Genomic DNA, 25,485 nt, shown 5'->3' on the forward strand with positions numbered 1-25,485 from the left:
TAAGGCCCCGATGTATTCGTGGGCCTTTTGTGGCTGTTCTGTGAATGCTAATTGTGTCTGAATTTTAAAGATGTATTTGAAATATACCTTTAATTCATCTTGTGGAATATAGTTGATTTATAGAAAACAAAAGGAGCGAGTGACTATGTTATCCCTACAAACAAGATCAATTATTAAATCCACAGTACCGGTTTTAGCAGAGCACGGAACAGCGATCACTACTGTATTTTATAAGAATATGTTTGAAGCGCATCCTGAACTTTTAAATATTTTTAATCATGCCAACCAGAAAAAAGGACGCCAGCAGGCTGCACTTGCCAACACTGTTTATGCGGCCGCCGTCCATATTGATAACTTGGAAGCCATCTTGCCGGCAGTGGTCCAAATTGCCAACAAGCACGTGAGTCTCGGCGTTAAACCGGAGCATTACCCAATTGTGGGAGAGTACCTGTTGAAAGCCATTAAAGAAGTGCTTGGTGACGCTGCAACAGATGATATCATCAATGCATGGGGTGAAGCATATGGTGTAATTGCGGATGCCTTTATTGGTGTTGAAAACGAAATGTACGAGAAAGCCGAAAACCAGGAAAACGGCTGGAAATTCTTCAAAGAATTCGCGGTTGCCCGTAAAGTAAACGAAAGTGAAAATATTACTTCGTTCTATCTAAAACCTGCGGACAGATCAAATGTTCCGTCCTATCAGCCCGGCCAATATATTTCAGTACGCTTGTCCATACCAGGGGAAACATACTTATTCAATCGCCAGTACAGCTTATCCCAGGCAGCAAAACCTGATGAGTTCCGCATTTCCGTGAAACGGGAAGCAGATAATGATCCAAACGGCCGCGTCTCTGTTTACCTTCACGAAGAAGTAAATGTCGGTGACAAGATCGAAGTCAGCGCTCCGGCAGGTGAATTCGTTCTGGATGCCAATAAAAATTCCCCCATCGCTTTTGTCAGTGGTGGGGTCGGCATTACGCCGATGATGAGTATGTTTGAAACAGTGGCCACTCTTACTCCTGACCGGCCGACTGCTTTCCTGCATGCTGCCCGCAATGAATCACTGCAGGTATTTGATCAGGATATCCAAAAATACGTAGACTCCATGGAAAATGCAGCATACAAAACTCTGTATTCCGACCAGCCAAATGGTTATATTACACAGGATATTTTAAAAGAAATGGTCGATGTGACCGGCGACGTATACGTTTGCGGTCCTGTGCCATTCATGGAGCAAATGATTCAAGAATTGCGTGCTCTCGGCATGACTGAAGATCAAATCCACTTCGAATTTTTCGGCCCTGCTGTCGCCTTGCAAACCGTATAAGAAATTAAAAGGCTGTCCGCTTCTAGTAGCGGACAGCCTTTTTTTGCATGAGTGATCATAGAACTCGCCCGAACGCTCATAGAACTCTGGAAAGTGATCATAGAAACCACTCGAACGCTCATAGAACATCAAAGAGTGATCATAGCATTTTCATCTACTCAAAAAAGGACCTGCAGCAAGGGCAGATCCTTTTTTCTATTAGCTATTTCATTTTCCGCAGTAAATACAATAAATATGGCGTGCCGATCAAGGCGACAATCAAACCGCTCGGAATGTCTTTTGGAGCAATCAGGATACGGCCGATAAAGTCTGCTGAAACGAGCAGCAGGCCGCCAAGCAAAGCGGATGACAACATAAGCGGCAAATGGCGGAAACCGACAAGACGGCGCGCTATATGCGGCGCCACTAATCCGATAAAGCCGATAGTGCCGACAATGGAAACAGCTGCCGTTGAGATGGCTACTCCGATAATTAGCGCCCAGACGCGCGTTGACCGGATATTCAACCCAAGGCCTGCCGCGACGTCATCCCCGAATGTCAAAGTGTCCAAACTGCGGGTGATGTAAATGGCGGGCCAGATAAATAACGCAAACAGCAGCAAGGCAAATTGCACATCATCCCAGCCTTTGGCGTAAGTACTTCCCGATAACCAGACAAGCGCACTGGCTACAGCCAGTTTCGCTTTGACAACGAACACTTGAGTTGCTGCTGAACCGAAAGCCGAAATGGCAATTCCCATCAAAGCGACCAGCATCGGCTGGAAGTTATTCTTCCAGGCGGTGACCAGAATAATACCAAGTGCCAGCGCAGCTCCGAGTGTAGCTCCGAGCGGCAGATAGGCTGCCGGAATTGCCGGAAAAATGACAAGCAGCAGCATCGCTCCTGCTCCTCCCATCGAGGTGACTCCAAGCACACTGGCATCTGCCAAAGGATTTCGAAGCACTCCTTGTAAGATTACTCCTGTAATAGCGAGCATGACTCCCACGATAAAAGAAGTCAATACACGTGGCACCCGGAAGTTCCAGACAACTGGTTCCATCCAGGCAAAATTCCAGGCAACGCCATTAAAGCTGAGGGCCAATACTATCACAACCGCAATGATGATGGTTAAAATCGGTGTTAGCACGCTCAAACGAATCGGTTTGGTTGTGCCGCCCACTTGGCGGTCTCCGCGTTTCAATGATTTTGCTGTTTTCCAGGCCAAGTACAGAAGCCAAGGGCCACCGATAAGCGCCGTCATGGCTCCAACCGGCACTTCTTGACCGGGCTGAATCAGGCGCCCGAGCACATCCGCTCCAATCAACATGACGCTGCCCCATAAAAACGAATGGATGAAAACTTGCAAATGGCCGCGTATCCCCATCATGCGAACGATATGCGGAGCCATTAGCCCGATGAACCCAATCGGTCCTACCACGCTGACAACGGCAGCAGATAGAACAATTGCCACTCCCCATGCAATAAGTTTCACTGCTCGCACATTTTGGCCAAGCGAAGAAGCGATATCTTCACCGAGTGACAATATATCCATCGGCTTCGCCAATAGCAAAGCGCCGATAAACAATGCCAGCACCACTGGAGCAGCAAACTGGACCCCTTCCCAGTTCAACTGGACCAATGTCCCGGAACCCCATAGGAATAAACCGTTTGTTTCATTTTCAAACAGCAACTGCAACGCACCCGTCAAGGATGAAAATAACAGCGAGATAATCATGCCTGTCAATGCTACGCGGACGGGCTCCATCGCTTTCCCAGCCAATCCCACTACCAAAACAGATGACAGCACGGCACCCAGCAAGGCAGTTATAAACGGAAACTCTCCCAACGCACCCGGAAAGAAAATGGTCGAAATTACGACGAAGAAAAAGGCTCCGGCATTGATGCCAAGCGTTCCCGGTGAAGCGAGCGGGTTGTTCGTCAATGTCTGTAGGACCGCACCTGATACGGCCAGTGCCCCACCGGCGATAATGCCGATCACCAGGCGCGGCAGACGCAGTGACGTCACGATATCCTGGATGCGCCCTTCTATCCAGACGCCGGTCAAAAGTTGTGAAATTGTGTAATCTGCCTGCCCTTGGGTCAAATGGATAACTGACAACGCAAAAAGCAGGAAAAAGCCCCCTGTCAGCGAGACAAAGGACTTCTGTTTTAATTTCCCGAGCATTATTTATTCACCATCGCATTTGTAATTTGATCCATCAATGTTTTAGCACTTAATGGTCCGCCGTATAACCAGGTATCTGCACCTAAGTCGTATGTGCGGCCTTCTTTAACAAACGCCAAGTTTTCCCAGACAGGATTGCCTTTTAACTGATTTTCATAAATATTGTCTTCGTCAGGAACTGTGTATAAATAATTGGCGTTTTCGTACTTGACCAATCCTTCTACATTGAATGTGCTCGAGCCGAATACTTCAAATTGATCCGGCTGATGGACATTGTTCAAGCCGATGCGCTCTAGAATAATCGAAGCCATAGAGTTCGGTGTAAATACCCGGATTTCTGGCGCCTGTGGTCCCGTGTAAGCTAATGTTAAAATTACATCTTTTGTTTTCAAGTTGGCAGCTTCGATAGCCGCCGCACTTTCATCGTATTCTTTTTCCAGATCAGCGAGAACTTTTTCCGCTTCTACTGTTTTATCTACTGCTTTTGCGATTTCCTTAAACGTTGTTTCCATTTCCTGATACAAGTCAATGCTTTCATCTTCCGGATACGGATTGAAGATGACTGTTGGTGCAATGGTCTCCAATTCCGAAAGCATCGCATCATGTCGGAAGCTTACCCCAATGATCAAATCCGGTTCGATTGCCGCAATCGCTTCCAGATTCGGTTCTTGGCGGCCTCCAACGTCCACAACTGTTTTATCCAATTGCGGTTCAATATTGACGTAATTTCCGTAATCCGCAATATCCGCCATCCCTGCTGGCTGAACACCTACTGCCAATAAATCTTCAGCGTATGTCCATTCAAGCACGACCACTTTTTTAGCAGGTGCATCCAGCGTCACTTCTCCGTTCGTCCCTGTAATCGTAACAGGATTTCCGGCTGTTCCTTCTTCAGTTGATGCATTTTCTTCTGGTGAAGAACAAGCTGCCAGAACCAGCAGAACTGCCACTAACAGCAATATCCATTTTCGTTTCATCTATGTAAGCCTCCCAGCCATTTGATAATGATTCTCAATAAATTCAATTCTAGTTCTTATTCGCTAGATTGTAAAGGATTTTTGGAAAATAAATTGAAAACCGTTCTCATTTATCATGAATTTATGATATAGTAGCGTTAATGAGAAATTGTATCAATTGAACTTATGGAAAAAGATGCGGAGGAATTACACAATGGCGACGGCTGTTCAAACAAACGACTTGTCAATTGGGTATAACGATCAATTATTATTTGAAAACCTGAACTTATCTATTCCGCGCGGCGAAATTTCAGTGTTTGTCGGCAGCAACGGCTGCGGCAAATCAACGCTGCTTCGCTCTATTGCGCGTTTACTTAAACCTCATGGAGGTTCTATATTGTTAGAAGGAAAAGAAGTGCATCGCATGTCTTCAAGAGAAGTGGCTAAGAAAATGGGGATCTTGCCACAGTCTCCGGTTTCGCCGGAAGGCCTGACGGTCCACGATCTTGTGAAACAAGGACGTTACCCGCACCAATCATGGCTAAAGCGCTGGACTGAAGAAGATACTGCGAAAGTGGAAGCGGCCATGAAAGCGACACGCGTTGATGAATTTCGCGATAAGCCGGTCGATGAATTATCAGGCGGACAGCGGCAACGAGCATGGATTGCCATGACACTTGCGCAGGATACGGATATCATTCTTCTGGATGAACCGACCACTTATCTGGACATGACGCATCAAATTGAAATCTTGGATTTATTGTTCGAATTGAATGAAGTCCATGGCCGTACCATCGTCATGGTTCTGCATGACTTAAACTTAGCTTCACGATATGCCCATAACATCATTGCCATCAAAGATGGAGCCGTTTTCGGCCAGGGAACTCCTGAAAATGTCATTAATTGCGACTTAGTTCGGTCAGTTTTCGGTATGGAATGCCAGGTTTCCAAAGATCCTTTGTTCGGCACTCCTCATTGTGTGCCATTTGGCAGAGGACGCTGTATTGTTCCAGAAATCCGGGAATCATTGAGCGGTTCTTAAGATGAAGGAATTGGAGCTTTTTCAGGTAAAAGTCCGGGAGCAAGCCCATGGCTTCATAACATTGCAAGAAGGTATGGATCATCGCCTTCCCGAACTGATTGCTGACATTCAACTACAAACCGAAGCACCTTCTGAAGCAGTAGCATCTTCTATCTTCATGCGGCGCTTCGGATTTTTTATCACCGCCCAATTGTACTTATTAGCCCATGGCAAGATGTGGGATGGCCCGCTTGATGCTGTCCATTTGGTAAAAACTGAAGGCGGCATTGCCTTCGAGATCGATGAACGCTTTGTCCGCAACCGAAGTGAAGGCGATTTGGAAAAAGTCTTAAAAGATTACGCCTTCCCTGTCGTTGAAGCCGTCCGGAAAGCCGGTCATGTTTCCAAGCTGATCCTTTGGGAAAATATCTGGGGCTATGCCATTTGGATGTACGGCATGCTGGAATCGGAACAAGCAGAACGGGACGTCCAAATTTTACTAGACGTTGATATTTGGCAACCGGAGATGCGCAAATCGTTTTTCCGCCAATTTCTAGGTGGCCGCAGCTATAGCGAGTCAAAAGCAGATTATAAACGCATCACCTGCTGTTTGTATAAAGAGTTGCCCGCCACTGACAAATGTCCCTACTGTCCCGTAAAAAAATAAACGCTCCGCAATCTGCGGGGCGTTTTTGTATAGTGTGAAATGGCTGGACGACTATTTATCATCTCTATAAGCCGAAGATTTTAGCTGTAGCTAGTCCGCAGATGCGATGCAGAGCCAGAAACACAAGCCTTTGCCTTGCCTGGAGCTTCTGATGCGGGGTGCAAACGAAAAATCTTTAGTACAATTTAAATAGCCCCCCTACATCAAAGGCCGTTTTTTAAAAACTCCAGCCGGTTGCCGAATGGATCGGAAATGAAAAAACGCAGAACTCCTGGAATGCTGCCGTCATTTTTTACTTCAATTCCGTTGGCAGCCAGATGTTGCTGCAAAGCTTCAAATCCATTCACTTTAAAGGCTGGATGCGCTTTTTTAGCAGGTGAAAAAGGTTCCTCTACTCCAACATGCAGTTGGTATGATCCGAACTCAAACCAGACACCGCCTCTTCCTTTCAAGGAATCCGGCTTTTCGACTTCTTTCATGCCAAGTACTCCAGCATAAAAATGGACGGCCTCCTTTTCCTTGTCTTTTGGCGCTGCCACTTGCACATGATCAATTTTTTCAATTGAAAATTCCATTCCATCACCCCTTCTTGCTTTTAGCTTAGCTAAATTCCTGAATAAAGAAAAGGTGATTGTTTTTATGTATTTTAATAAGTTTTGCTTATCACTATGCAAATCTTTCTTTTTCTCATAGCATAGAAAATAAAGGAGTCGTTATATATGGAGTTTCCTGCTCAGCTGAAATATACATTAGCTTCACAATCCATCGCCGTAGACCGCTCTCCCGGCCACCCCCTTTCTTCCAATTTTGAAGAATTGATCAAAGAAATTCAACAATGGAGCGGTGCCCAACATAACGGTGTGGCAGTTTCTTATTTTTTCCGCCAATATGCACTGTTCATTTCAGCACAGTTTGACTTGATCACCAATCACAATGGTTATTTCGCTTGTTCCTGGAAAGATCTACAATATAGCCGCATACATAATTATGGCTTTAATTTGCTTCAAATCCACGTCGATTCGAACTGCTTTACGGCTGTTTCCCAGGAAAACCGGTTTGAAGCGATGCATTTTGTGTTGTGCTGCCAAGTGGCTGATTTAATTCAAGAGTTCCGAAAACATGTAAAAATTTCGCCTATTATATTATGGGAAAATGTCCTTGGCTCAGTTATTTGGTTTTATGCCACTTTACAGCAATATGCACCGAGGAGAGCTGCCGAAGATATTGAATGGCTGCTCGAATCGGCTAACTGGGAACCGATCAAAACATCGTATCTACATAAATTAATGGGGAAGGCATCACTTGAACAGGCGGTTTCCGGCCCTCTCCGAAAAACATGCTGTTTGTACAAAGAATTGCCTGCCTTTGCTACCTGCACCTTCTGCCCACAACCGCATTAATCCCAACAAAAAGCCTCAGCTTCCGCTGAGGCTTTTTTCGTTATTTCTCAAAAACTTCATGTATAATCTGGCTCGGGCTGGCATTCGTCAAGTTTTTATAAATGCAGCTTGCCGGTTTCTTCTGCAAGCCCTTGGCAAAAGATTTCGCCTGTTCCGTTTCTCCAACGATATGCACTTCATCCCAGTGGCGCTCTTTTTTCAGCTGTTCAATTTTGCTTCCTAAGTCTTTATAGAAGCGCTCCAAATTCTCTTTCATCCGCCAGTTGAAATCATCTGCTGCACTGCCGGAGTTCCCTCCAACATGGCTTGCTTGGCCAAATCCGCCAGTGTTGCTGCCTGCAGTATGCGAGGCGGAATGGACACCTTGCTGTTCATTCCAGACATCTAAGCCTGAATCGAATTCATAAAATACTTCTTCGTTGACCATCCCCATCGAAGTATCCAGAATGCGAACTCCTTTGAAGCTTGGCAAAATAATTCCAGCGTATGGATAAGCTTTATACATATATCTCAATTCGTCCAATACAGGTGCGTTTTCCCAGTGGAAACTTGTCTTCACGGCAACTTGTACATAATGGACAAACCAAAGATCATCTTGAGAAGAGGCAAAAATAACGACACCCTTATGGAGGTCGTTTTGATGGTCCATAATTTCTCTTTCAACTTTTTTCTTTAAGGTTTGATAGGTTTTTAACTCTTTCTCATTATGAGAAGCCGTCAAGTATTCCTCGATGCGTTTCAATCCGTTCTTAAGATGGATTCTCCAAGCCCCACTTTGGGCATTCAAGTCAGCTGGGTTTGTATTTAAATAAACACTTAAAACACAGCGTTCTTCGCAGCTAAAGGCTTTCAGTTTCTGAATTTCATCGTATAATGTCATACATCCATCATCCTCCTTAAAATCCATACTACTTATTTCAATACCCTAAGTCATTTACATTAAACAGGCAACTATTTACTTTTTTAATAATTCCGACGTTTAAAACAAGACATTTGAGGTAAACAGATAGTGCAATGAAAATTAAAGGAGAGTGAAGAAACGTGGAAAATATCGATAAAAAAGTAGACGAAAAACTAAAAACGTTTGACAATGAAAAGAAAGAAGACATTTTAGCCAATTTTGAGAACTTCAAACAATACTTAGGCGGCAAAGTCGAACTTGGCGAAAAGATGGGATTGAGTGAAGAGCGTCTCGCTCAAATTACTGAGAAGGTAGCGAACTACCTGGCCAAAAACGAAGATCCAAAAAACCGCGAAGAATACGTACTGCAGCAGTTATGGAGTGTCGGTGATAAAGAAGAACGCCACATGCTTGCTCATATGCTACTGAAATTAGTGAAAAAAGATTCATAGAAAGCCAAAGGCCTTCCCTTAATGGGAAGGCCTTTTTTCAAACAGTTTGAACATCGCCAGATAGACAAATCCGCTCACAACCGACAAAGCGGCTAAAATGGCAAACGTCCAGCCAAAACCAAACCAGGCAGTCATCGGGATTGAAACCGGTGCAATCATCCGGCCGATCGTATAGCGCATGCTGGCTGCTGCAAAATACTGGCCACGCTTATCTTCAGGAGCAAGTTTTGAGATAAAGCTCTGCTGGACGCCCACTACCATCAACTCTGCAAACGTAAAAATCGCCATCGCTCCTACAAACATCCAAAACCATGATGTCATCGGGAACAGCAGCATCGCCACTGCGTACAGAATAGTTGACAGGAAAAAGACCCACTTTTCCGGAAAGCTTGTCATCCATCGAGTGACTATCACGGTAAACAAAGCGACCAGCAGCCCATTTTCAGAAAGCAGGAACCCAAAAGAAGTTTCCCCGGTAACGGACCACTCTCTATCCCCGAAAGAAGCGATTGTCTGTACATCAATAGTTTCTTTTAAGTATACGGGTATCAGCAAATCCAGCTGCATAAACGTTTGTGCTGCCAGAACTCCCGCAACCACAAAAAGAAGAAACAGCCGATCTTTAAAAATTAACCCGTATTCTTTAAATTGCTTAGCGACTGCTCCTGTCCATCCGATTGCTTCTGCTGTCTCCCATTTCCCTTTTAATTCATGCGATAAAGTCTCGTTTGTGTAGAGCCTAAGAACGAGGCCAAGCAGCATAGAAATGACCGTAACAATCAGCAGCAGTTCAAAGCGATAAGAGAAAAACAGCACCGCTCCGACTAAAGGCCCCACTACCACGGCTATATTCAATGTCGTGTAAAAAATGGCGAATACATCGCTTCTGTATTTCTCCGGGATGACATCTGCAATCATCGCCTGGCTGGCTGGCCAGTAAAGCGAACTGCACATGCCCGCCAATGTAAAGGAAATAAACCCAAGTTCAGGCGACTCAAGCCATGGGGAGTTGGCGAATGCAAACAGCAAAAAAGCCGCTCCTTGAGCAATTGAAGCAAAAACGAGCATGGTGCGCCTGCCGAACCGATCTGCGCAATAACCGCCAATTAAATTTGCAGCTACTGCAAAAATTTGAGATGTGACGAGCAAAAGGCCCGCCATCCCTTTTCCAAATTCTTCAGCAAAATAAATCGCTAAAAACGGAAAAACCATCCAATAACTTGTGTTCATAAAAAATTCGCCTACGAGGCGAACTTTTAAACTCCGGTCCCAATCCCTAATCTTCATCATCATTTCCCCGCGTTCTGCATACTTATCCTATTTCTTCCTCAGTCCAGCACTTCCAGTAATTTATAGCTTAAGCAAATATCAATCATCAATTCTTTGCGCTCTTTGGCAAATTGAATTGAAAGCCTTTCATGGTCCCGTTCCACAATTTCTCCTGTTCCAAAAACCCGATGGCGCACTTTTACACCTTCTAAAAGTTCGTCGTCTCTTTTTACTGCGTTCGGATTATCCGGAACCTTTACTTGGACTGGATTTGCCGCTGCAGCCTGTTTCGGCCTTACCGTGGGTTTTTCAGGAATAATGATGTCCCTTACTTCGTCAACAAACCGGGATTCACTGTCATAGCTGATCAATTCCAAATGTTTTTTCGCACGAGTCATGCCGACATAGAACAACCGGCGTGCTTCTTCCAAGGCATCCGGGTTTTCTGTATCTTCCTCCGCAGGAATAACTCCTTCATTTAAATCAATCATATAGACTCGCTCAAATTCCAATCCTTTGGAGCTATGGAATGTCGACAAGGTCAGCATTTCATCCGTTTTTTCAGCTTTTGCATTTTGTGTGACCTGCTCCAATTCTTTCAGCCTTTTGGCAAACTCGGTCATATTTGACAGCGGACCAGCGATTTGTTCAAGCGTGATTAAAATTTGCTCCAAATACTGCATACGCATACCGAATTTTTCGGCCCGGCTTGAAAGCATCTGATCGTAGCCCAAGTCTCCGCGAATTGTCCGAATGACTTTTAACGGCTTCATATCATTCAATGCTTCGAACCATTTTTTCTGCTCGTTCAATATGTTAATTTGGTAATCCTTCAATGTAATGCTGCGGTTAATCTCATCAAAAGCATTAGCTGCAGTTGGCTTCATCCGACTCAACGCTTTCAACTGGCTTCCTGACCAATAGGCATTGGTTTTCGATGCGATTTTCGCATAAATATCAACACGTTCCGGCTTTAAACTGAAACGCATGAAGTTAAGCATATCCTCTACAATCCAATGCGAGAAAAATCGATTATCCGCATCTTTCATATAGAAAGGAATTCCCAGACGATTCAGTTCGCTGATCAGCAAAGTCGAAGACGAATTGTTGCGGTAAAGAATGGCCACTTCCCCAAAGTGGCTCAGCTCTTTCAATTCTTTCATCACATACTTCAGCTGCGCTTCTTCTGAAGCAAGCCGCCGAATCACAATCGGATCTCCTTTTGGCTGCTTTGTAAACATATTCTTGTCATGGCGTTTTTTATTCGTCTTAATGAATAAATTCGCGGCATCCACAATGTTTTTGGAAGAACGGTAATTGCGCTCCATTTTCATCACATAAGCATCCGGATAGACATTTTTAAACTTCAATAAATACGTCGGCTCCGCTGCACGCCATGTATAAATAGATTGGTCATCATCAGCAACAACACAGAGATTTTGGTGGCGTGCCACTAATTTTTCAACGATGGCGTGCTGGACCATGGACGTATCCTGGCTCTCGTCGGTCATGACATAATCCCATCGCTGCTGATACTTCGCAAGCACTGCCTCATCTTTTTCCAACGCTTCATTGGCAAGAGACAGCATATCATCAAAATCGACCAACCTAACGTCATAATTTTCCTTAAAGGCCTCATACGTCTTCAATATCTCAATTGCTCCTTCAAAAGGAGCGTCTAATTTTTTCCATTGTTCTCGAGGAGTCATTTTGTTTTTCACAAAACTGATGAAAGACGTTAATTCATCCAGCTGGTCATCAGTAATTGGCTCCCCTACCTCTGTTTCATACATTTCACGCAACAGCCGCTTTTTATGGAGACCATTGGATTCACTTCCTTCAATCATCACGTAGCGGGAATTGGCATAATACTCGCGTGTGATCTGAAATGCCAAACTGTGGATAGTCGAGAAATCCACCGGTGCCAGCTTCGGGAAAAAGCGTTTATAGCGTTCCTGCATATCGGTTGCAGACGCCTTGCTGAATGTAATAGCTTTTATGCGGTGTGGCTGAACACCTTTTTCTTCAATCAGATATCCGATGCGCATAATCATCGTAGTGGTTTTCCCTGATCCTGGACATGCCAGAAGCAGCAGTGGACCATCAGTGCGTTCAACAGCTTTACGCTGGATTTTATTTAATTCAACTCCGAGTTGTTTTTGCTTGCGTTCAAAAAAATTGCTCATACGATACTCCTTCGCATTTTCAGTCCCTTTATCTGCCTTCCACGCATAGCAAGGCTCTTATCCGCTAAGAGCTAAAATCAACTAGCCATAAAAATTCATTGCAATGACGAACCTTGAACAAGGCTTGTTTTTCCACGATAAAGTTCACTTTATTTTAGCATAAAGAGAAACTTCAATCAGCGGGAGTTTTTCCCGCTGATTAAAAGCGGAACATAGGCTAACAGCGCCGCGTCCTGCGGCAATGCCTATGTGACCGACATCCTGTCGGCCTCAATCGGACTTTTACGGCCAGTTGATCTCTCGCTTGAAAAGCGGGAGTCCTACTGACCGTTGAAGTCGGATAAAGAGAAACTTCAATCAGCGGAAGTTTTTTCCACTGATCAAAACCAGACAAAAAAGGACCCAAATTGACGGGTCCTTTTGCACCTCTAGACTTATTTATCTGAGCTCAGGATTTCACAAACGCGTCCTACTTGTCCATCTGCAAGCCTTACTTTAATGCCATGAGGATGCGTAGCAGAATTTGTTAAAAGGTCTTTAACAACGCCACGGGTTTTCTTGCCCGTTCTTTGGTCCTGTTTCAAGACAATATTCACTTCTAAGCCTGGTTTAATATCGCTTCTTTTTTTACCGTCCATTGAAATTCCTCCTGCCTTTCTTTTATAATACGCTATTCCTTACTTTTTTCCACGCAAAAAGGCAGGGAATGCTCCCTGCCTCACTTTGTGTAGCTATTATTAACGCCGATCTGTACGGTTGCGATCAAAATCATCAGTGCCAAGGTCTGAATCATCATCAATATCCGCTTCTTCCCGGCGGACTGTTTCATTGACAACTTCTGTATCTTGGACTTTCCGTTTCCCTACAACAATTTCTTCACTTACAACGTCTGTTTTAGTGACATTCACACGCTCTTCTGTCAAAGGAATATGGATGTTGTCACCTTCTTGGTAAACATCTGTTCCAGCCCGGGTGTCATCAGTCACTTCTTCGTTTACTGGGCGGCGTTCAACATATACTTCTTCCCGTTCAACCGGCACTTCAATTGTCTGATTATCTTCAACTACACGTTTGCCAACATTCACTTCACCGGTTTGCACACGGTCTTTGTTCACTTGCAGTCGCTCTTCATGAAGGCGAAGGCGATCTTCGTCTGTGTCCCCAGCCCGGTCATGATCAGTATCCATCCGGTCCCGGTCAGTGTCCATAAAGCCGCGGTCCGTACGGTCTCGATCGGTGTCCATAAAGCCACGGTCTGTACGGTCACGGTCGGTGTCCATAAAGCCACGGTCTGTACGGTCTCGATCGGTGTCCATAAAGCCGCGGTCTGTACGGTCTCGATCCGTATCCATAAAGCCGCGGTCTGTACGGTCTCGGTCAGTCAGTCTGTCCCGGTCGCCCTCACTGTACCGGCTATCATTTGTAGCAGTAAAGTCACCCGTATCACGGCTTGGAGATGGAACATCATTCACGGAGCTGCCCGTTCCTAAACCGAAACCTGTACCTGCATTTCTGCCCACTCCAGCTGACTCGCTGTCATCAAGTCTGGAAGAAGCCGAAGTTTCATCAGAATCCACCAAGTTGCGCCCTGAATGGTAATTGACGTCGTTCGCTTCATTTGTATCTACGGTTAAGCCGTCCCGCCCAACCATTCCTGAATCTTCTCCCGTATAACGGGAAGTATCCTCAGCTCCCACAATGCCTGATCTTGAGGTATTGTTCGTTGGATCCCCATATGCGGAACTGCCACTTCTTGTTCTGTCGTTGTAAGAATCTCCAATTTCCTTATCAACAAACAGCAAGATTTTTCCGTTCTGCACTTCCTGATAATAACGATCGGCTTCCTGTCCATCTACACCCATGTCGTTAAAAGCCTGGCGAATAGGTTCATTTCCGGACATAAAGCCCATAAACTTATCCATCCAGCCCCCACCTTCTGTAGATTTGTAATCTACATCCGTACGTCCTCGGACCATAGAAATCTGGTCTTTGTCATGAGCCATGACGTACATGTGGTCTTCCGATATTCCTTGCGATTTCAATTCTTCGATTTTTCTCAACACTTCTGTTTCGCTGTCGAACGTTCCCATAAAGTTATTGCTGGCCATTTTTGATACCTCCAATTTTTGATGTGTATCTTTGAAAAATCTTACTACTCAAGAAATACCCCGCCGGTACATTCTCAAACATATTTGGGAATTGAATAGGACAATAAAACTAAAAAATTCTGAATTATAAGTTAAAAAACTTTAGTTAGTTATTAAAAGTATAAAATTTAAAATGTTCTTTATTCTTTACTGATTTGCTGTAACTTTTTTTCCAATTTTTCGTCTAGCTTACTATCAGGCTTTTTAGAAGGGGGAATGCAGTACTGTGGGCAAATTGAATATAATTTTCATCGTTTGTTGTGCTTTTATCATACTCGGCGGCTGTTCATTACATTCGGTTTCCTCCAAAAACCAGACGCCACCCCCTCCTGCCCAGCCGAATACGATAAAAAATCCAAATTCATTAGATTATAGTTCTGTTGGCGTCATTTTGCAGTTAGCTGATAAAAGCTTATTGATTGGCGATACACATTACGAAGTCACTTCTGCCTCAGCGTTGGCGAAATCCACAGGTTCCACGCTTCAACCAGAAGATTTAAATCCAGGAGACCTTGTGTCTTTGACGGCTAGCAAGCAAACGCCCGGCTACTATCCTCAAAAAGGAATTCTCTTGTCTCTAATGCGCCATGAAGATGAAAAAAGCCTGCAAATCAGCCAAGCCATAAACCATGTCCTGCATAACCAGGAGACGGGTGACATTATGGCACTGGAAATTAAATCAGTCAGCGCCCATCTGATCAATCTGCAATTTAGAGACTTGGCAGATAAACGAAAATATGAATGTATTGTAAACATAAAAAGCTTGGACTTTCATGTAAAAGAAATTCCTTACCCAAGTTCAAAACAAAACCCGTGAGCTAATTAAAGCTCACGGGTTTTGTTTTAAAAGATGCTCAAGTCCCACTCTTTCGATATTTGGCGAAGCATCATCGTTCCTGCCGCGCTGTTTCCAGTAACATCAATAGCAGGGCCGTAGACCCTAATACCTGCTCCTGCCCTGAATTCATATGTCTGGGAATGGAGCTTGGGCGGAACGGCTGCCAAGATGCCACCGGACACTCCGCTTTTTGCAGGAATTCCAACATGGGCGGCAAAATTTCCGGAAGAGTTATACATGCCGCATGTAACCATCAAAACTTTCGCCACTTGGGCGATTTCATCTGAAAAATGTTTAACTTTGGTTACCGGATTAAAGCCATCGTAGGCAATAATTAAACCGATCAAAGCCAAGTCTTTTACACTGACTTTGATTGAACACTGGCGGATGTATATATCCAAAGCTTCTTCCACTTCTATTTCCAAAAAGTTTGCTTCTTTTAAATAATAAGCAAGTGCCCGGTTACGGTGTGAAGTCTTCCATTCGGATTCGTAAACTTCACGGTCCATCTCAAGCGGATGACCCACTAGAGTTTCCAGAAACGACAGCAGGTATTCGTACTTTTTCTGGCTTGTGGGCCCTGGCAGCAATGCTGAAATCGTAATTGCTCCCGCATTGATAAAAGGGTTGAACGGTTTGTTTGGCCGATGGATTTCAAACGGAATAATCGAGTTAAAAGCTTCCCCGGTTGGTTCCACATCCACTCGCTCAAGAACAAACTCCAATCCGTAATGACAGCACATAGCAATAAAAGTAAGCGCCTTAGAAATACTTTGAAGCGTAAACTCTTTATCAGTATCCCCTGCACAATAGTAATGACCGTCTTCATCAACCATGCAGATACCCAGCAAACTTGGATCCACTTTCCCAAGTGCCGGTATGTATTGCGCAGTAGTCCCTAAAATGGCATGGCCTTTGTTTTCCTGCACCCATGCTTCCAGCTGTTGTTGGATCAACGGATTACTTTGCATATAACTCCTCCTCACAAGCTTTAGTGGAAGGAAGCTTCCACCTAAGAAAGTTTCTCTTTATAGAAATCCCCCTTGCCATCGCAGGGAAATTGTCTCTTATAACTGGTCGTACCAGGCTTTTGCCGCTTCCACTTCAGGCATCGTCAATTGATGGCCATAACTTTCCCAATGCAAATTCACATTCGCACCAGCATTTTTCAATAACTGCTCTAAGTCAGTGGACTCTTCTGCCGGACAAATCGGATCGTTAGTTCCTGCAGCGATAAATACGTTGACGCCAGCTAAATCGGGCAATGTCGCTTCTCGGTTCGGCACCATCGGATGATGCAAAATGGCTCCTTTTAAAGCATCTCGATAAGTAAACAATAAATTAGCTGCTATGTTTGCTCCGTTTGAATAACCGATAGCAATCACATTGCTGCGGTCAAAACGATGTTCTTTAGCTGCTTTATCGACAAACTCATTAAGTTCCTGTGTACGGGCTTTCAAATCTTCCATATCAAAAACGCCTTCTGATAAGCGTTTGAAAAAACGGGGCATGCCATTTTCAGAAACGTTTCCCCGGACACTCAATACAGAGGCTTCTGGGTCGATATGTGAAGCAATCGGCAACAAATCGTTTTCATTGCCTCCTGTACCATGCAATACAAGAAAAGTAGGTTTAGATGGATTTGAACCTTGCTGGAAAATGTGTTTCATTATAAATTACCTCCTAAGGATAGGTCTGCCTATTTGGTTTGTTTCCCTCTTTAAAGACAAGCGAAACTTATCTCGAATTCAAGATAATGGTAACATAAAAATTACTGAATTCCAACGATGACCCCATAGTAGATAATGTTGGCACCAAGCTTTCCTGTGGTTTCCTTTCTATAATAAAAATGGCCATGCAATTTAAAAACCATCCGCTGAAATCATTCGCGAATGGTTTAATGTATTTTATTTAGCTGCCTCGAGCATGTCTTCTAGATTTTCTTTTGTAAAAAGATAATTTTCATTACAGAAATGGCATTGCGCTTCAGCTTGTCCATCTGTTACGATCATGTCTTTGATTTCTTCTGTTCCAAGGCTAATAATCGCATTATGGATTCGATCTCTTGAACATTGGCATTGGAATTGAACCGGCATCGTGTCCAGCACTTTAACCTGGCCGCTGCCCAGTACCTTGTCAAGAATCTCCTCAGGTGTCAAGCCTTGTCGAACCATATTCGAAATGGTGGGAATTTCTGATAGCCGCTGTTCAATTTGAGCAATGACTTCTTCGCCTGTACCCGGCAATACTTGAATGATAAATCCGCCAGATGCCTGAATGGTATTATCCGGATTGACAATTACCCCTACTCCGACAGACGACGGTACTTGTTCAGAAGTTACAATATAGTGAGTGAAATCTTCACCAAGTTCACCCGATACAATTGGAACCTGTCCGACAAACGGCTGCATCAATCCAATATCTTTTGAGACCGAAAGAGTTCCATCGGTACCGACTGCTCTTCTGACATCCAATTTGCCTTGAGGGTTTAAATCAAAATGTGTTTGAGGGTTGGAAACATACCCTCTTACTTCGCCTTTTGCATTGGCATCCACTAAAATGGTCCCCAGCGGACCGCCGCCGTTGATTTTGATGGTCAATTTCTCTTCGCCTTTCATCATGGCGCCCAACATAACGCTTGCTGTCATCGAACGGCCAAGAGCGGCTGAAGCTGTCGGCCATGTGTAATGGCGGCGCTGTGCTTCTCCTACCGTTTCAGTTGTCCGTGTCGCATAAGCACGCACTTGTCCATCGTAAGCCAAAGCTTTTACTAAATAATCTTTCATCTATTTTCACGTTCTTTCTATTATAATTTATACAACTTTAACGTTCAGTATGGTCAAGCTTTTCAAACGGGAAATCCACTGTCCGTAAAAGCCCGATTTGTTCAACTAACAATCAGCAGGAAAAGCCTCTGCTGATTGAAGTTTCTCTTTACCGGTTCCGCGTTTCTTTTTCATTTTTCACTTTGTCCGGTGTAACGTCATTTCCTAAAGGATCGAGCACTTTCAGGTTCGTCACTGTATTCTCGATCTGCCCCCGGATTTCCCGCAAATAGTCTTCCCTCAGTACTTGCTGCTCTACTTTTTCGGCTGGCGTCAATCCAGCTTCCCGAGCTTTCTTTGCCAATTCATTGATGCGTGTGATGCTAGCAATCATTATCCCCCACCCTTTCATTTCTCTTTTTAAGCAACCATCTTTTCCTGTATCCATTTTTGAAGAGTTTCTGTTTTTAGCCTGAATCGCTGTTCGCTCATTTTGTCAGCTAAAGTGGCTATCGTTTCCCGTTTCATGACCGATTTCCAGGCGTTTTCTGCTTCATCCATCAAATCGGCCAGCAAACAGCAGTCTTCTTCTTGTTCCAGCTCCAGCATGTCTCCTAGAATCCCGCTCGGGGAATAAAGCGACTGCCTGCCTTCAATTGCCAGATATATATCATAGACACAAATTTCTTCCGATTTCTTCTTTAATTTAAAGCCACCTTTTACTCCAGGCACGGATGCAACCAAATCCGCATTCACTAATTTTCTTAATAGCTTCTGGAAATAAGTCGGGGAAGCATTTAATTGCTGGCTGATTGCTTCACCCGGCAATACTGCTTTATCGGGCAGCATATTCAGCAACAATATGGCATAAACTGATTGTTCGACACCTGTTTTCATGTGCATGGAGTTCACCTCAATCCATTCCTAACGTGGATAATATTTATCCGCATTGTCATATAATAAGTGGTGGAAGAAAGAAAGTAAAGAATTTTAGCTCCATAACAAAACCATCCGCGATAAATCGACGGATGGTTTTGTTACGTTATAAAAATGCTGATATTCCGCCATAGGCAAGTGCCAGCAAAATAACGAATGCCGGATGCATTTTCCTTATTTCAAGCAGCCAATAGCTGACGGCAATCAAAATCACCGTCTGCACACTGCCCGAAGTATCAATGGAAGTCACGAAGAACTGAAGAGTCATTGCCCCGAGCAGCACCGCAATCACGGGACGGATCAGCTTCGTAATGTTTTTCACTTTAGGCGAATCTTTGTATTTCAATAAAGTCACCATCAAAAGAATCATCAAGACAAGAGAAGGGGCTACTGAAGCAAATAATGCTATGACGGAACCGAGAATCCCGCCTTCCACATACCCAATATAACCGGCCATTTTCGTCGCAATCGGTCCAGGAAGAGCATTTCCTAGCGCAAGCACTTCCCCGAATTCCTGAGTGGTCATCCAGCCATACCGGTCAACCACTTCTTTTTCAACAAGCGGGATCGAAGCTGGCCCTCCACCATAACCTAATATGCCGGGAATAAAAAACGCCAGAAAAATGTGCCAGTAAATCACGTTGTCCCTCCCCCTTTCTTAAATGACAGTAAGGAAATTAAAAGGATTCCGACGATTAAAATCACTGGATGAAGATGCAATACTTCCAATAATACTGCTGCTATTGCCGTAAAGAGAATTCCACGTCCCCAGCCAAGGGACTGTCCCGATTTTTTCAGAAAATCCCAAGTCATGACACCAAGCATTACACCGACCACCGGCACAACTGCCGCTGACATGCTATTAACCCATTCCACTCCTTTGAATTGCTGCAAGGCTCCAAGCAAAAGAATCATTAATAAAACGGTGGGAACCGCTACTGCCACTAATGCGACAATACTGCCGATAACTCCATTTACCCGATATCCGATATAGCCAGCCATTTTGGTGGCTATGGGTCCAGGCATTGTATTGCCAAGTGCCAATGTGTCTCCGAACTCATCTTCTGTCATCCACTTGTATTTTTTCACAGCTTCGGTATGAAAGAGCGGAATCGCTGATGGACCTCCCCCAAAACCTAAAATGCCGACACGGAAAAAGGCGGCAAATATATCGGCATTCAACTTTAGGCTGGAAGTTTTGGTCGTCTTTTCCCGCACTTTTCTATCCGTCACCATGCTGCGACCGATCCATCTGTACGAGATTCTGTGCCGCCCGACAAAACACCCGTTTCTGGATTGCGCCAAATGATTTGGCCACGGCCAAAAGCACCACCGTCAGTAGCAACTTGAATAGCATGTCCTTTGCGAGCCAATGCTTGCGCCAAATAATTCGGGAAGTTCGGTTCCACTAATATGGTTTTGCCTTCTAACCACTGCCACCTTGGCATATCAAGCGCCGCTTGCGGATTCAATAAATAATCCACTGTATTGGAAACAACTTGAAAATGCCCTTGCGGCTGCATATAGCCTCCCATGACTCCGAACGGCCCGACTGCTTTGCCGTCTTTTGTCATGAAGCCGGGAATAATGGTATGGTAAGTGCGTTTTCCGCCTTTTAATACATTGGGATGCTGTTCTTCCAAAGAAAAATCCGCTCCACGATTCTGAAGTGCGATTCCAGTACCCGGAATAACAATCCCTGATCCAAACCCCATATAATTGCTTTGGATATAGGAAATCATATTTCCTTCTTCATCAGCTGCCGCTAAATAAACCGTTCCCCCTTTTGGCAATTCGTATGGAGCCGGCTCTGAAGCGGTATCTTCAATAACTGCAGCCCGCTGCTTCGCATAATCATCAGAGAGAAGGTGTTCCACACTTACCGGCATGGCTTCCGGTTCGGTAATAAATGCCTTGCCATCTGTAAAAGCAAGCTTCATCGCTTCAATTTGTTCATGATAGGTTTCCGCCGATTGCCATTTTGGCTCACTCAAATTTTTAAAAATATTTAAAGCCATAAGAGCTACCATTCCTTGGCCATTCGGAGGAATTTCCCATACATCATAGCCTCGGTAATTAGTTGAAACCGGTTCGACCCATTCCGGCTTGAAAGAAGCAAGATCTTCCTTCGCCAAAAATCCGTTATGCTGTTTCATAAAAGCATCAATTTTGTCAGCAAGCGCGCCTTCGTAGAATGTCCGCGCTCCCGTTTCAGCTATTTCCCTTAATGTCGAGGCGTGTCCAGGTGATGACCACATTTCACCGATTTCAGGCGCTTTGCCATTCGGCGCAAAAGTATCGAACCATGCTTGATACTCTTCTGCAGTGAAGGAGGTTTTGAATTTATCATACGCGTGCTTCCAGTACTTGCCTAAAATTGGCGTGAGCGGATAACCTTCATCCGCATATCGGATTGCCGGTTTTAAAGCTTCTGAAAGCGGCAGCTTCCCGAATCTTTGGGACAGCTCGGCCCATGCAGCGGGAACTCCAGGTACAGTAACCGGGACAACACCATGCACCGGCATCTGATCATGCCCCAATGCTTTAACTGCCCCCACTGAAATGCTTTTCGGGGCAGGGCCGGAACTATTCAATCCATGCAATTTGTCTTGTACCCAGACAAGCGCGAAAGCATCTCCGCCAATGCCGTTAGAAGTCGGTTCCACAACCGTCAATGCTGCGGCTGTCGCTATGGCGGCATCAATCGCATTGCCTCCATTTTGCATGACTTCAATCCCCGCTTGTGCTGCTAAAGGCTGAGAAGTCGCCACCATACCCTTTTTTGAAAATGCTGTATGCCGTTTCGCATCAAACGGGTGCTGTAAATAGTCCATTGAAATACCTCCAGTTTCAAAATAAGAGCCAGCTGCTGGGAGTTACTCCAGCACCCGGCTCAATGATTCGCCTGCAAAATGGCATGCCGCAAAATGATCTTTTTCATGCTCGATAAATGCTGGTTTATCAATTTTGCATACTTCCTGCGCCATGGGGCAACGTGTATGGAATACACAGCCGCTTGGCGGATTCGACGGGTTCGGCATATCACCAACCAGGCGGATTCGTTCTCTTTTTGCATTCATAGTCGGTCTTGGAATAGCTGATAACAATGCTCTTGTATACGGATGAAGCGGATTATTAAAGATTCTTGAAACATCGCTCATTTCCATTGTATGGCCCAAGTACATAACCAGAACACGATCACAGAAATAACGGACCACGCCTAAATCATGTGAAATGAACAAATAAGATAAATGATATTTCTCCTGCAAAGTTTTCAACAATTTCAAGACTTGCGCTTGAACTGAAACGTCCAAAGCAGAGACAGCTTCATCGCAAATGATGAACGAAGGGTTGAGTGCAATAGCTCTCGCAATACCGATGCGCTGGCGCTGGCCGCCACTGAATTCATGCGGATAGCGGTCATAATGCTCGGCTTTCAATCCAACTTCTTTCAGTAAATCCAGTACTGCTTCTTTTCTTTCCTTTGCTGGCATATTCGTATGCATTTTAAATACTTCATCTAATGCATGGCCAATGCGCTGCCTCGGATTTAAAGAAGCATAAGGATCCTGAAAAATCATTTGCATTTCTTTTACGAACTTCTTTTTCTCTTTTCGCTTTAAATCTTGAATTTCCTGCTCATTAAACTTTATTTTACCTTCTGTCAGTTCTTCAAGTCCAAGAATTGTGCGGCCGAGCGTGGATTTTCCACACCCGGACTCTCCCACAACTCCAAGGCTTTCACCTTTGTACAACTTTAACGATACCGATTCTACCGCTTTGACGTTCCCTTGTACTCTCTTTAAGATGCCGCCTTTAATAGGGAAGTATTTTTTAACTTCATTTAATTCCAGAAGGATTTCAGGCTTTAATGGTGACTCTTCCACTGTTTTCATCTTTTTCCGCCTCCTTTTCGTTCAGCCAGCAAGTTGCCGTATGGCCTTCGGATACCTGGAATTCAGGAGGCACCATTACTTTGCACTTATCCATCGCAAATTTGCAGCGCGGATGGAAACGGCATCCCGGGATTTTTTCATTTAGTCCAGGCATATTTCCAGGAATCGGCTCAAGTTCAAATTCCGGATCGTCCACGTTTGGCACTGAATTCAATAACCCCATTGTATAAGGGTGGCTTGGATTATTGAAAATCTGTTCCACCGGCCCTTCTTCTATCTTTTGTCCGGCGTACATCACCATTACCCGGTCTGCCACCTCTGCTACAACACCCATATCATGCGTGATCAATAAAATACCCATATCCAGCTTTTCTTTCAAGTCATTGATCAAATCCAGGATTTGCGCTTGGATAGTTACATCCAATGCAGTTGTCGGTTCATCGGCAATCAACAGACTCGGGTGGCATGCTAGGGCCATTGCAATCATGACCCGTTGCCGCATACCTCCACTCAATTCATGCGGATATTGGTTCAACCGCTTGCCTGGGTTGGGAATCCCGACTTGGTTAAGCAATTCCACACTTTGTTTTGACGCTTCGGATTTCGATAATTTATGATGAAGCATCAAAGGCTCTCGTAATTGGTATCCAATGGTCAATACTGGATTGAGTGCCGTCATTGGTTCTTGGAAAATCATCGACATTTGATTACCCCGAAGTTTTCGCAACTGTTCCTGTGAGAGATTTTGGAGAGGCTGATCGTTCAACAAAATCTCTCCGCTTTCAATGGAGCCATTCGAAGGCAACAAACCCATCACAGACAATGACGTAATACTTTTCCCGCACCCCGACTCTCCTACAATACATAGCGTCTTTCCTTTTTCAACGTAAAAAGAGATTCCTTTCACCGCTTGCACTGTGCCCTCAGATGTACGAAACGAGGTGACTAAGTTTTTCACTTCAAGTAATGTCTGTGCCATATTCTCCCTACTCTCTCGTTACGTTATACAAGCTCCACTGGCCGTTTGGATCCAATTGCAGCCCTTTAACTGATTTATCAGTTGCCGACGTGACCACACCGTGGTACATGACAACTCCTGCATCTTCTTCAAGGAGCATTTGGTTGGCTTCTTTTAAATATTTTTCACGCTCTGCTTGATCAACTGTTGTACGCGAAGCTTCAACCAGCTTGTCAAATTCCGGGTTGCTGTATTGCGACATATTCGAAACTCCGACGTTATCGGAATGGAAGTTCGGATAAAGCATTTCAGAACCATCGCCTGTAACGTTCGACCAGCTTAAGAAGGTTAAATCATAATTTCCAGCACGCGCTGCATCAAGGAAAGTTGCCCATTCCATCGTTTCAATTTCTACATTAAAGCCAGCTTCTGTCAATTGCGATTGAACAATTTCAGCCATTAATACAAATGTTCCGCGGTTAGCAGCCAATAACTTGATCGGCTCGTTGCCAAACCCGTTTTCCTCAACCAATTTCTTAGCAGCTTCCGGATCATAAGCAGTGCCTCCTTTATCCGCATCCTCAGAGTAACCAAATACTTTTGGCCCAATAACGCTGTCGCTTCTGACGCCTAAACCATTCAGCTTTTCTACGACTGCATCACGATCGATTGCTGCTGCTATTGCTTTACGGAATTCAGGGTTTTTTCCTCGTTCCTGGGCGTGGTTAACAGACAGCCAATAAACCGGTGTGCCTTCTTGTTTGGTCACTTCTACATTTTCAATCGCTTCAATTCGCGATAATTGCTCAGACGGCAAAGCGTCCAGGAAAGTTACTTCACCCGTCTGCAGCATTGAGATAGCTGTTGAAGTTTCCGGCACTACTTTAAAAGTCACTTTACCTAAAGCAGGTGCCCCGCCCCAATAATCCGGATTCTTTTCCAGTACAATTTGATCACCTGTAGCCCAGCTGCCAAATTTAAATGGACCTGTTCCAACCGGGTTCTTCATCAAGTCTTGTTTTTGGTCTGCAGTCGGCGAAACGATCGATGCATTGGAGTGCGATAATGCAGCAATCATCGGACCGTAAGGATATTTTGTTTTAATTTCCACTGTGCTGTCATCCACTACTGTAATTTCTTCGACTGGCTCCAGCAGGGAAGCACGTGGTGCTGCAGTTGCCGGATCGCGCAGTTTATCGAAAGTGTATTTAACCGCTTCTGCATTAAATGGGGTGCCGTCTTGGAAAGTGATGTCTTTTTTCAGTTTGATGGTCCACGTCAACTCGTCCGGGTTTTCAAAGGACTCAGCAAGCTTCGGCACAAGTTCTAATGTTTTAGGATCTCGTTCAAACAATGTTTCATATACTTGCCCGATGACGCTGGAAGATACCGAGTCATTTGTTAAGATTGGAGAAAGTCCGACTGCATCTGTAGTCGATGCATAAGTTAGTTCTTGTGCTGTATCGCTGGAGGGTTCGTTGGTAGCTCCTCCAGTTTCTTCTCCTTCAGGAATTGTGCTGCCTGAGCAAGCACTTAAAATTAATACACCAATTAAAGCTAATAAAAACAGCCACTGTTTCTTCATTTATATTCCTCCTGAGT

General features: G+C 44.5%; 25 protein-coding genes. 6 read left to right on the forward strand and 19 right to left on the reverse strand.

The genetic code is table 11. The features are described 5' to 3' along the window. Window positions 1-145 precede the first annotated feature (145 nt). Complete coding sequence (hmpA, locus tag AC3AQ9_RS09280) at window positions 146-1,327, forward strand: NO-inducible flavohemoprotein (protein ID WP_488307183.1); 1,182 nt, start codon at window positions 146-148, stop codon at window positions 1,325-1,327. Window positions 1,328-1,529: 202 nt separating this feature from the next. Here hmpA and AC3AQ9_RS09285 read toward each other — a convergent pair whose 3' ends face one another. Beyond that, window positions 1,530-3,491, reverse strand: a complete 1,962-nt coding sequence (locus AC3AQ9_RS09285; RefSeq protein WP_488307184.1) for an iron ABC transporter permease — start codon at window positions 3,489-3,491, stop codon at window positions 1,530-1,532. Continuing rightward, window positions 3,491-4,468, reverse strand: a complete 978-nt coding sequence (locus tag AC3AQ9_RS09290) for an ABC transporter substrate-binding protein (RefSeq protein ID WP_488307185.1) — start codon at window positions 4,466-4,468, stop codon at window positions 3,491-3,493. The genes AC3AQ9_RS09285 and AC3AQ9_RS09290 overlap by 1 nt, the downstream gene beginning before the upstream one ends. A gap of 193 nt (window positions 4,469-4,661) precedes the next feature. Here AC3AQ9_RS09290 and AC3AQ9_RS09295 point away from each other — a divergent pair, with 193 nt between their 5' ends. After that, window positions 4,662-5,489: an ABC transporter ATP-binding protein gene (locus AC3AQ9_RS09295; RefSeq protein ID WP_488307186.1), complete on the forward strand. Its 828-nt coding sequence runs from the start codon at window positions 4,662-4,664 to the stop codon at window positions 5,487-5,489. Window position 5,490: 1 nt separating this feature from the next. Then, window positions 5,491-6,135, forward strand: coding sequence for a hypothetical protein (locus AC3AQ9_RS09300; RefSeq protein WP_488307187.1), 645 nt, complete (start codon window positions 5,491-5,493; stop codon window positions 6,133-6,135). Between the two features lie 203 nt (window positions 6,136-6,338). Here AC3AQ9_RS09300 and AC3AQ9_RS09305 read toward each other — a convergent pair whose 3' ends face one another. Continuing rightward, a complete protein-coding gene (locus tag AC3AQ9_RS09305; RefSeq protein ID WP_488307188.1) occupies window positions 6,339-6,710 on the reverse strand; it encodes a VOC family protein in 372 nt (123 codons plus the stop codon). A gap of 144 nt (window positions 6,711-6,854) precedes the next feature. On the opposite strand from AC3AQ9_RS09305, the gene AC3AQ9_RS09310 reads away from it, so the two are divergent. Beyond that, window positions 6,855-7,535, forward strand: coding sequence for a hypothetical protein (locus tag AC3AQ9_RS09310; RefSeq protein ID WP_488307189.1), 681 nt, complete (start codon window positions 6,855-6,857; stop codon window positions 7,533-7,535). A 40-nt stretch (window positions 7,536-7,575) separates the two neighbouring features. Here the strand turns inward: AC3AQ9_RS09310 and AC3AQ9_RS09315 are convergent, their stop codons facing one another. Further along, window positions 7,576-8,415, reverse strand: a complete 840-nt coding sequence (locus tag AC3AQ9_RS09315) for a VLRF1 family aeRF1-type release factor (protein ID WP_488307190.1) — start codon at window positions 8,413-8,415, stop codon at window positions 7,576-7,578. A gap of 161 nt (window positions 8,416-8,576) precedes the next feature. Between AC3AQ9_RS09315 and AC3AQ9_RS09320 the strand changes: the two genes are divergently transcribed. Further along, the gene (locus AC3AQ9_RS09320; protein ID WP_488307191.1) at window positions 8,577-8,888 is read left to right on the forward strand and encodes a DUF3243 domain-containing protein; all 312 of its coding nucleotides are present in this window, start codon (window positions 8,577-8,579) and stop codon (window positions 8,886-8,888) included. 18 nt (window positions 8,889-8,906) lie between these two features. On the opposite strand, the gene AC3AQ9_RS09325 is transcribed toward AC3AQ9_RS09320, so the two are convergent. The 4 genes from AC3AQ9_RS09325 to AC3AQ9_RS09340 all read right to left on the reverse strand — a co-directional run bounded on the left by AC3AQ9_RS09325 (window position 8,907) and on the right by AC3AQ9_RS09340 (window position 14,451). After that, window positions 8,907-10,175: an MDR family MFS transporter gene (locus AC3AQ9_RS09325; RefSeq protein WP_488307574.1), complete on the reverse strand. Its 1,269-nt coding sequence runs from the start codon at window positions 10,173-10,175 to the stop codon at window positions 8,907-8,909. 41 nt (window positions 10,176-10,216) lie between these two features. Continuing rightward, window positions 10,217-12,343 carry an ATP-dependent helicase gene (locus AC3AQ9_RS09330; RefSeq protein ID WP_488307192.1) on the reverse strand — a complete coding sequence of 709 codons (2,127 nt, stop codon included), beginning with the start codon at window positions 12,341-12,343 and terminating at the stop codon, window positions 10,217-10,219. Window positions 12,344-12,777: 434 nt separating this feature from the next. After that, entirely contained in the window at window positions 12,778-12,981 is a 204-nt protein-coding gene (locus AC3AQ9_RS09335) for a YwbE family protein (protein ID WP_488307193.1), read from the reverse strand. A gap of 99 nt (window positions 12,982-13,080) precedes the next feature. Next, window positions 13,081-14,451, reverse strand: coding sequence for a DUF2382 domain-containing protein (locus tag AC3AQ9_RS09340; protein WP_488307194.1), 1,371 nt, complete (start codon window positions 14,449-14,451; stop codon window positions 13,081-13,083). Window positions 14,452-14,716: 265 nt separating this feature from the next. Here AC3AQ9_RS09340 and AC3AQ9_RS09345 point away from each other — a divergent pair, with 265 nt between their 5' ends. Then, the gene (locus AC3AQ9_RS09345) at window positions 14,717-15,307 is read left to right on the forward strand and encodes a hypothetical protein (RefSeq protein ID WP_488307195.1); all 591 of its coding nucleotides are present in this window, start codon (window positions 14,717-14,719) and stop codon (window positions 15,305-15,307) included. 26 nt (window positions 15,308-15,333) lie between these two features. Here the strand turns inward: AC3AQ9_RS09345 and AC3AQ9_RS09350 are convergent, their stop codons facing one another. The 11 genes from AC3AQ9_RS09350 to AC3AQ9_RS09400 all read right to left on the reverse strand — a co-directional run bounded on the left by AC3AQ9_RS09350 (window position 15,334) and on the right by AC3AQ9_RS09400 (window position 25,468). After that, window positions 15,334-16,299 (reverse strand): glutaminase, encoded by a 966-nt coding sequence (locus AC3AQ9_RS09350; RefSeq protein ID WP_488307196.1) that lies wholly within the window; start codon window positions 16,297-16,299, stop codon window positions 15,334-15,336. Between the two features lie 96 nt (window positions 16,300-16,395). Beyond that, a complete protein-coding gene (locus AC3AQ9_RS09355; RefSeq protein ID WP_488307575.1) occupies window positions 16,396-17,001 on the reverse strand; it encodes an alpha/beta hydrolase in 606 nt (201 codons plus the stop codon). Window positions 17,002-17,235: 234 nt separating this feature from the next. Next, window positions 17,236-18,114, reverse strand: a complete 879-nt coding sequence (gene hslO / locus AC3AQ9_RS09360) for an Hsp33 family molecular chaperone HslO (RefSeq protein WP_488307197.1) — start codon at window positions 18,112-18,114, stop codon at window positions 17,236-17,238. Between the two features lie 148 nt (window positions 18,115-18,262). Continuing rightward, entirely contained in the window at window positions 18,263-18,487 is a 225-nt protein-coding gene (locus AC3AQ9_RS09365; protein ID WP_488307198.1) for a DUF896 domain-containing protein, read from the reverse strand. Between the two features lie 26 nt (window positions 18,488-18,513). Next, complete coding sequence (locus tag AC3AQ9_RS09370) at window positions 18,514-18,996, reverse strand: RrF2 family transcriptional regulator (RefSeq protein ID WP_488307199.1); 483 nt, start codon at window positions 18,994-18,996, stop codon at window positions 18,514-18,516. Window positions 18,997-19,135: 139 nt separating this feature from the next. Continuing rightward, complete coding sequence (locus AC3AQ9_RS09375) at window positions 19,136-19,669, reverse strand: chromate transporter (protein WP_488307200.1); 534 nt, start codon at window positions 19,667-19,669, stop codon at window positions 19,136-19,138. Beyond that, window positions 19,666-20,265, reverse strand: a complete 600-nt coding sequence (locus AC3AQ9_RS09380; protein WP_488307201.1) for a chromate transporter — start codon at window positions 20,263-20,265, stop codon at window positions 19,666-19,668. The genes AC3AQ9_RS09375 and AC3AQ9_RS09380 overlap by 4 nt, the downstream gene beginning before the upstream one ends. Then, window positions 20,259-21,863 (reverse strand): gamma-glutamyltransferase family protein, encoded by a 1,605-nt coding sequence (locus AC3AQ9_RS09385; protein WP_488307202.1) that lies wholly within the window; start codon window positions 21,861-21,863, stop codon window positions 20,259-20,261. Before AC3AQ9_RS09385 ends, AC3AQ9_RS09380 begins: the two co-directional genes overlap by 7 nt. A gap of 42 nt (window positions 21,864-21,905) precedes the next feature. After that, window positions 21,906-22,925, reverse strand: coding sequence for an ABC transporter ATP-binding protein (locus AC3AQ9_RS09390; protein WP_488307203.1), 1,020 nt, complete (start codon window positions 22,923-22,925; stop codon window positions 21,906-21,908). After that, entirely contained in the window at window positions 22,891-23,904 is a 1,014-nt protein-coding gene (locus AC3AQ9_RS09395; protein WP_488307204.1) for an ABC transporter ATP-binding protein, read from the reverse strand. Before AC3AQ9_RS09395 ends, AC3AQ9_RS09390 begins: the two co-directional genes overlap by 35 nt. A 7-nt stretch (window positions 23,905-23,911) precedes the next feature. Beyond that, a complete protein-coding gene (locus AC3AQ9_RS09400; RefSeq protein ID WP_488307205.1) occupies window positions 23,912-25,468 on the reverse strand; it encodes an ABC transporter substrate-binding protein in 1,557 nt (518 codons plus the stop codon). Window positions 25,469-25,485: the final 17 nt, after the last annotated feature.

The sequence above is a fragment of the Planococcus sp. VCh962 genome, from assembly GCF_057748275.1.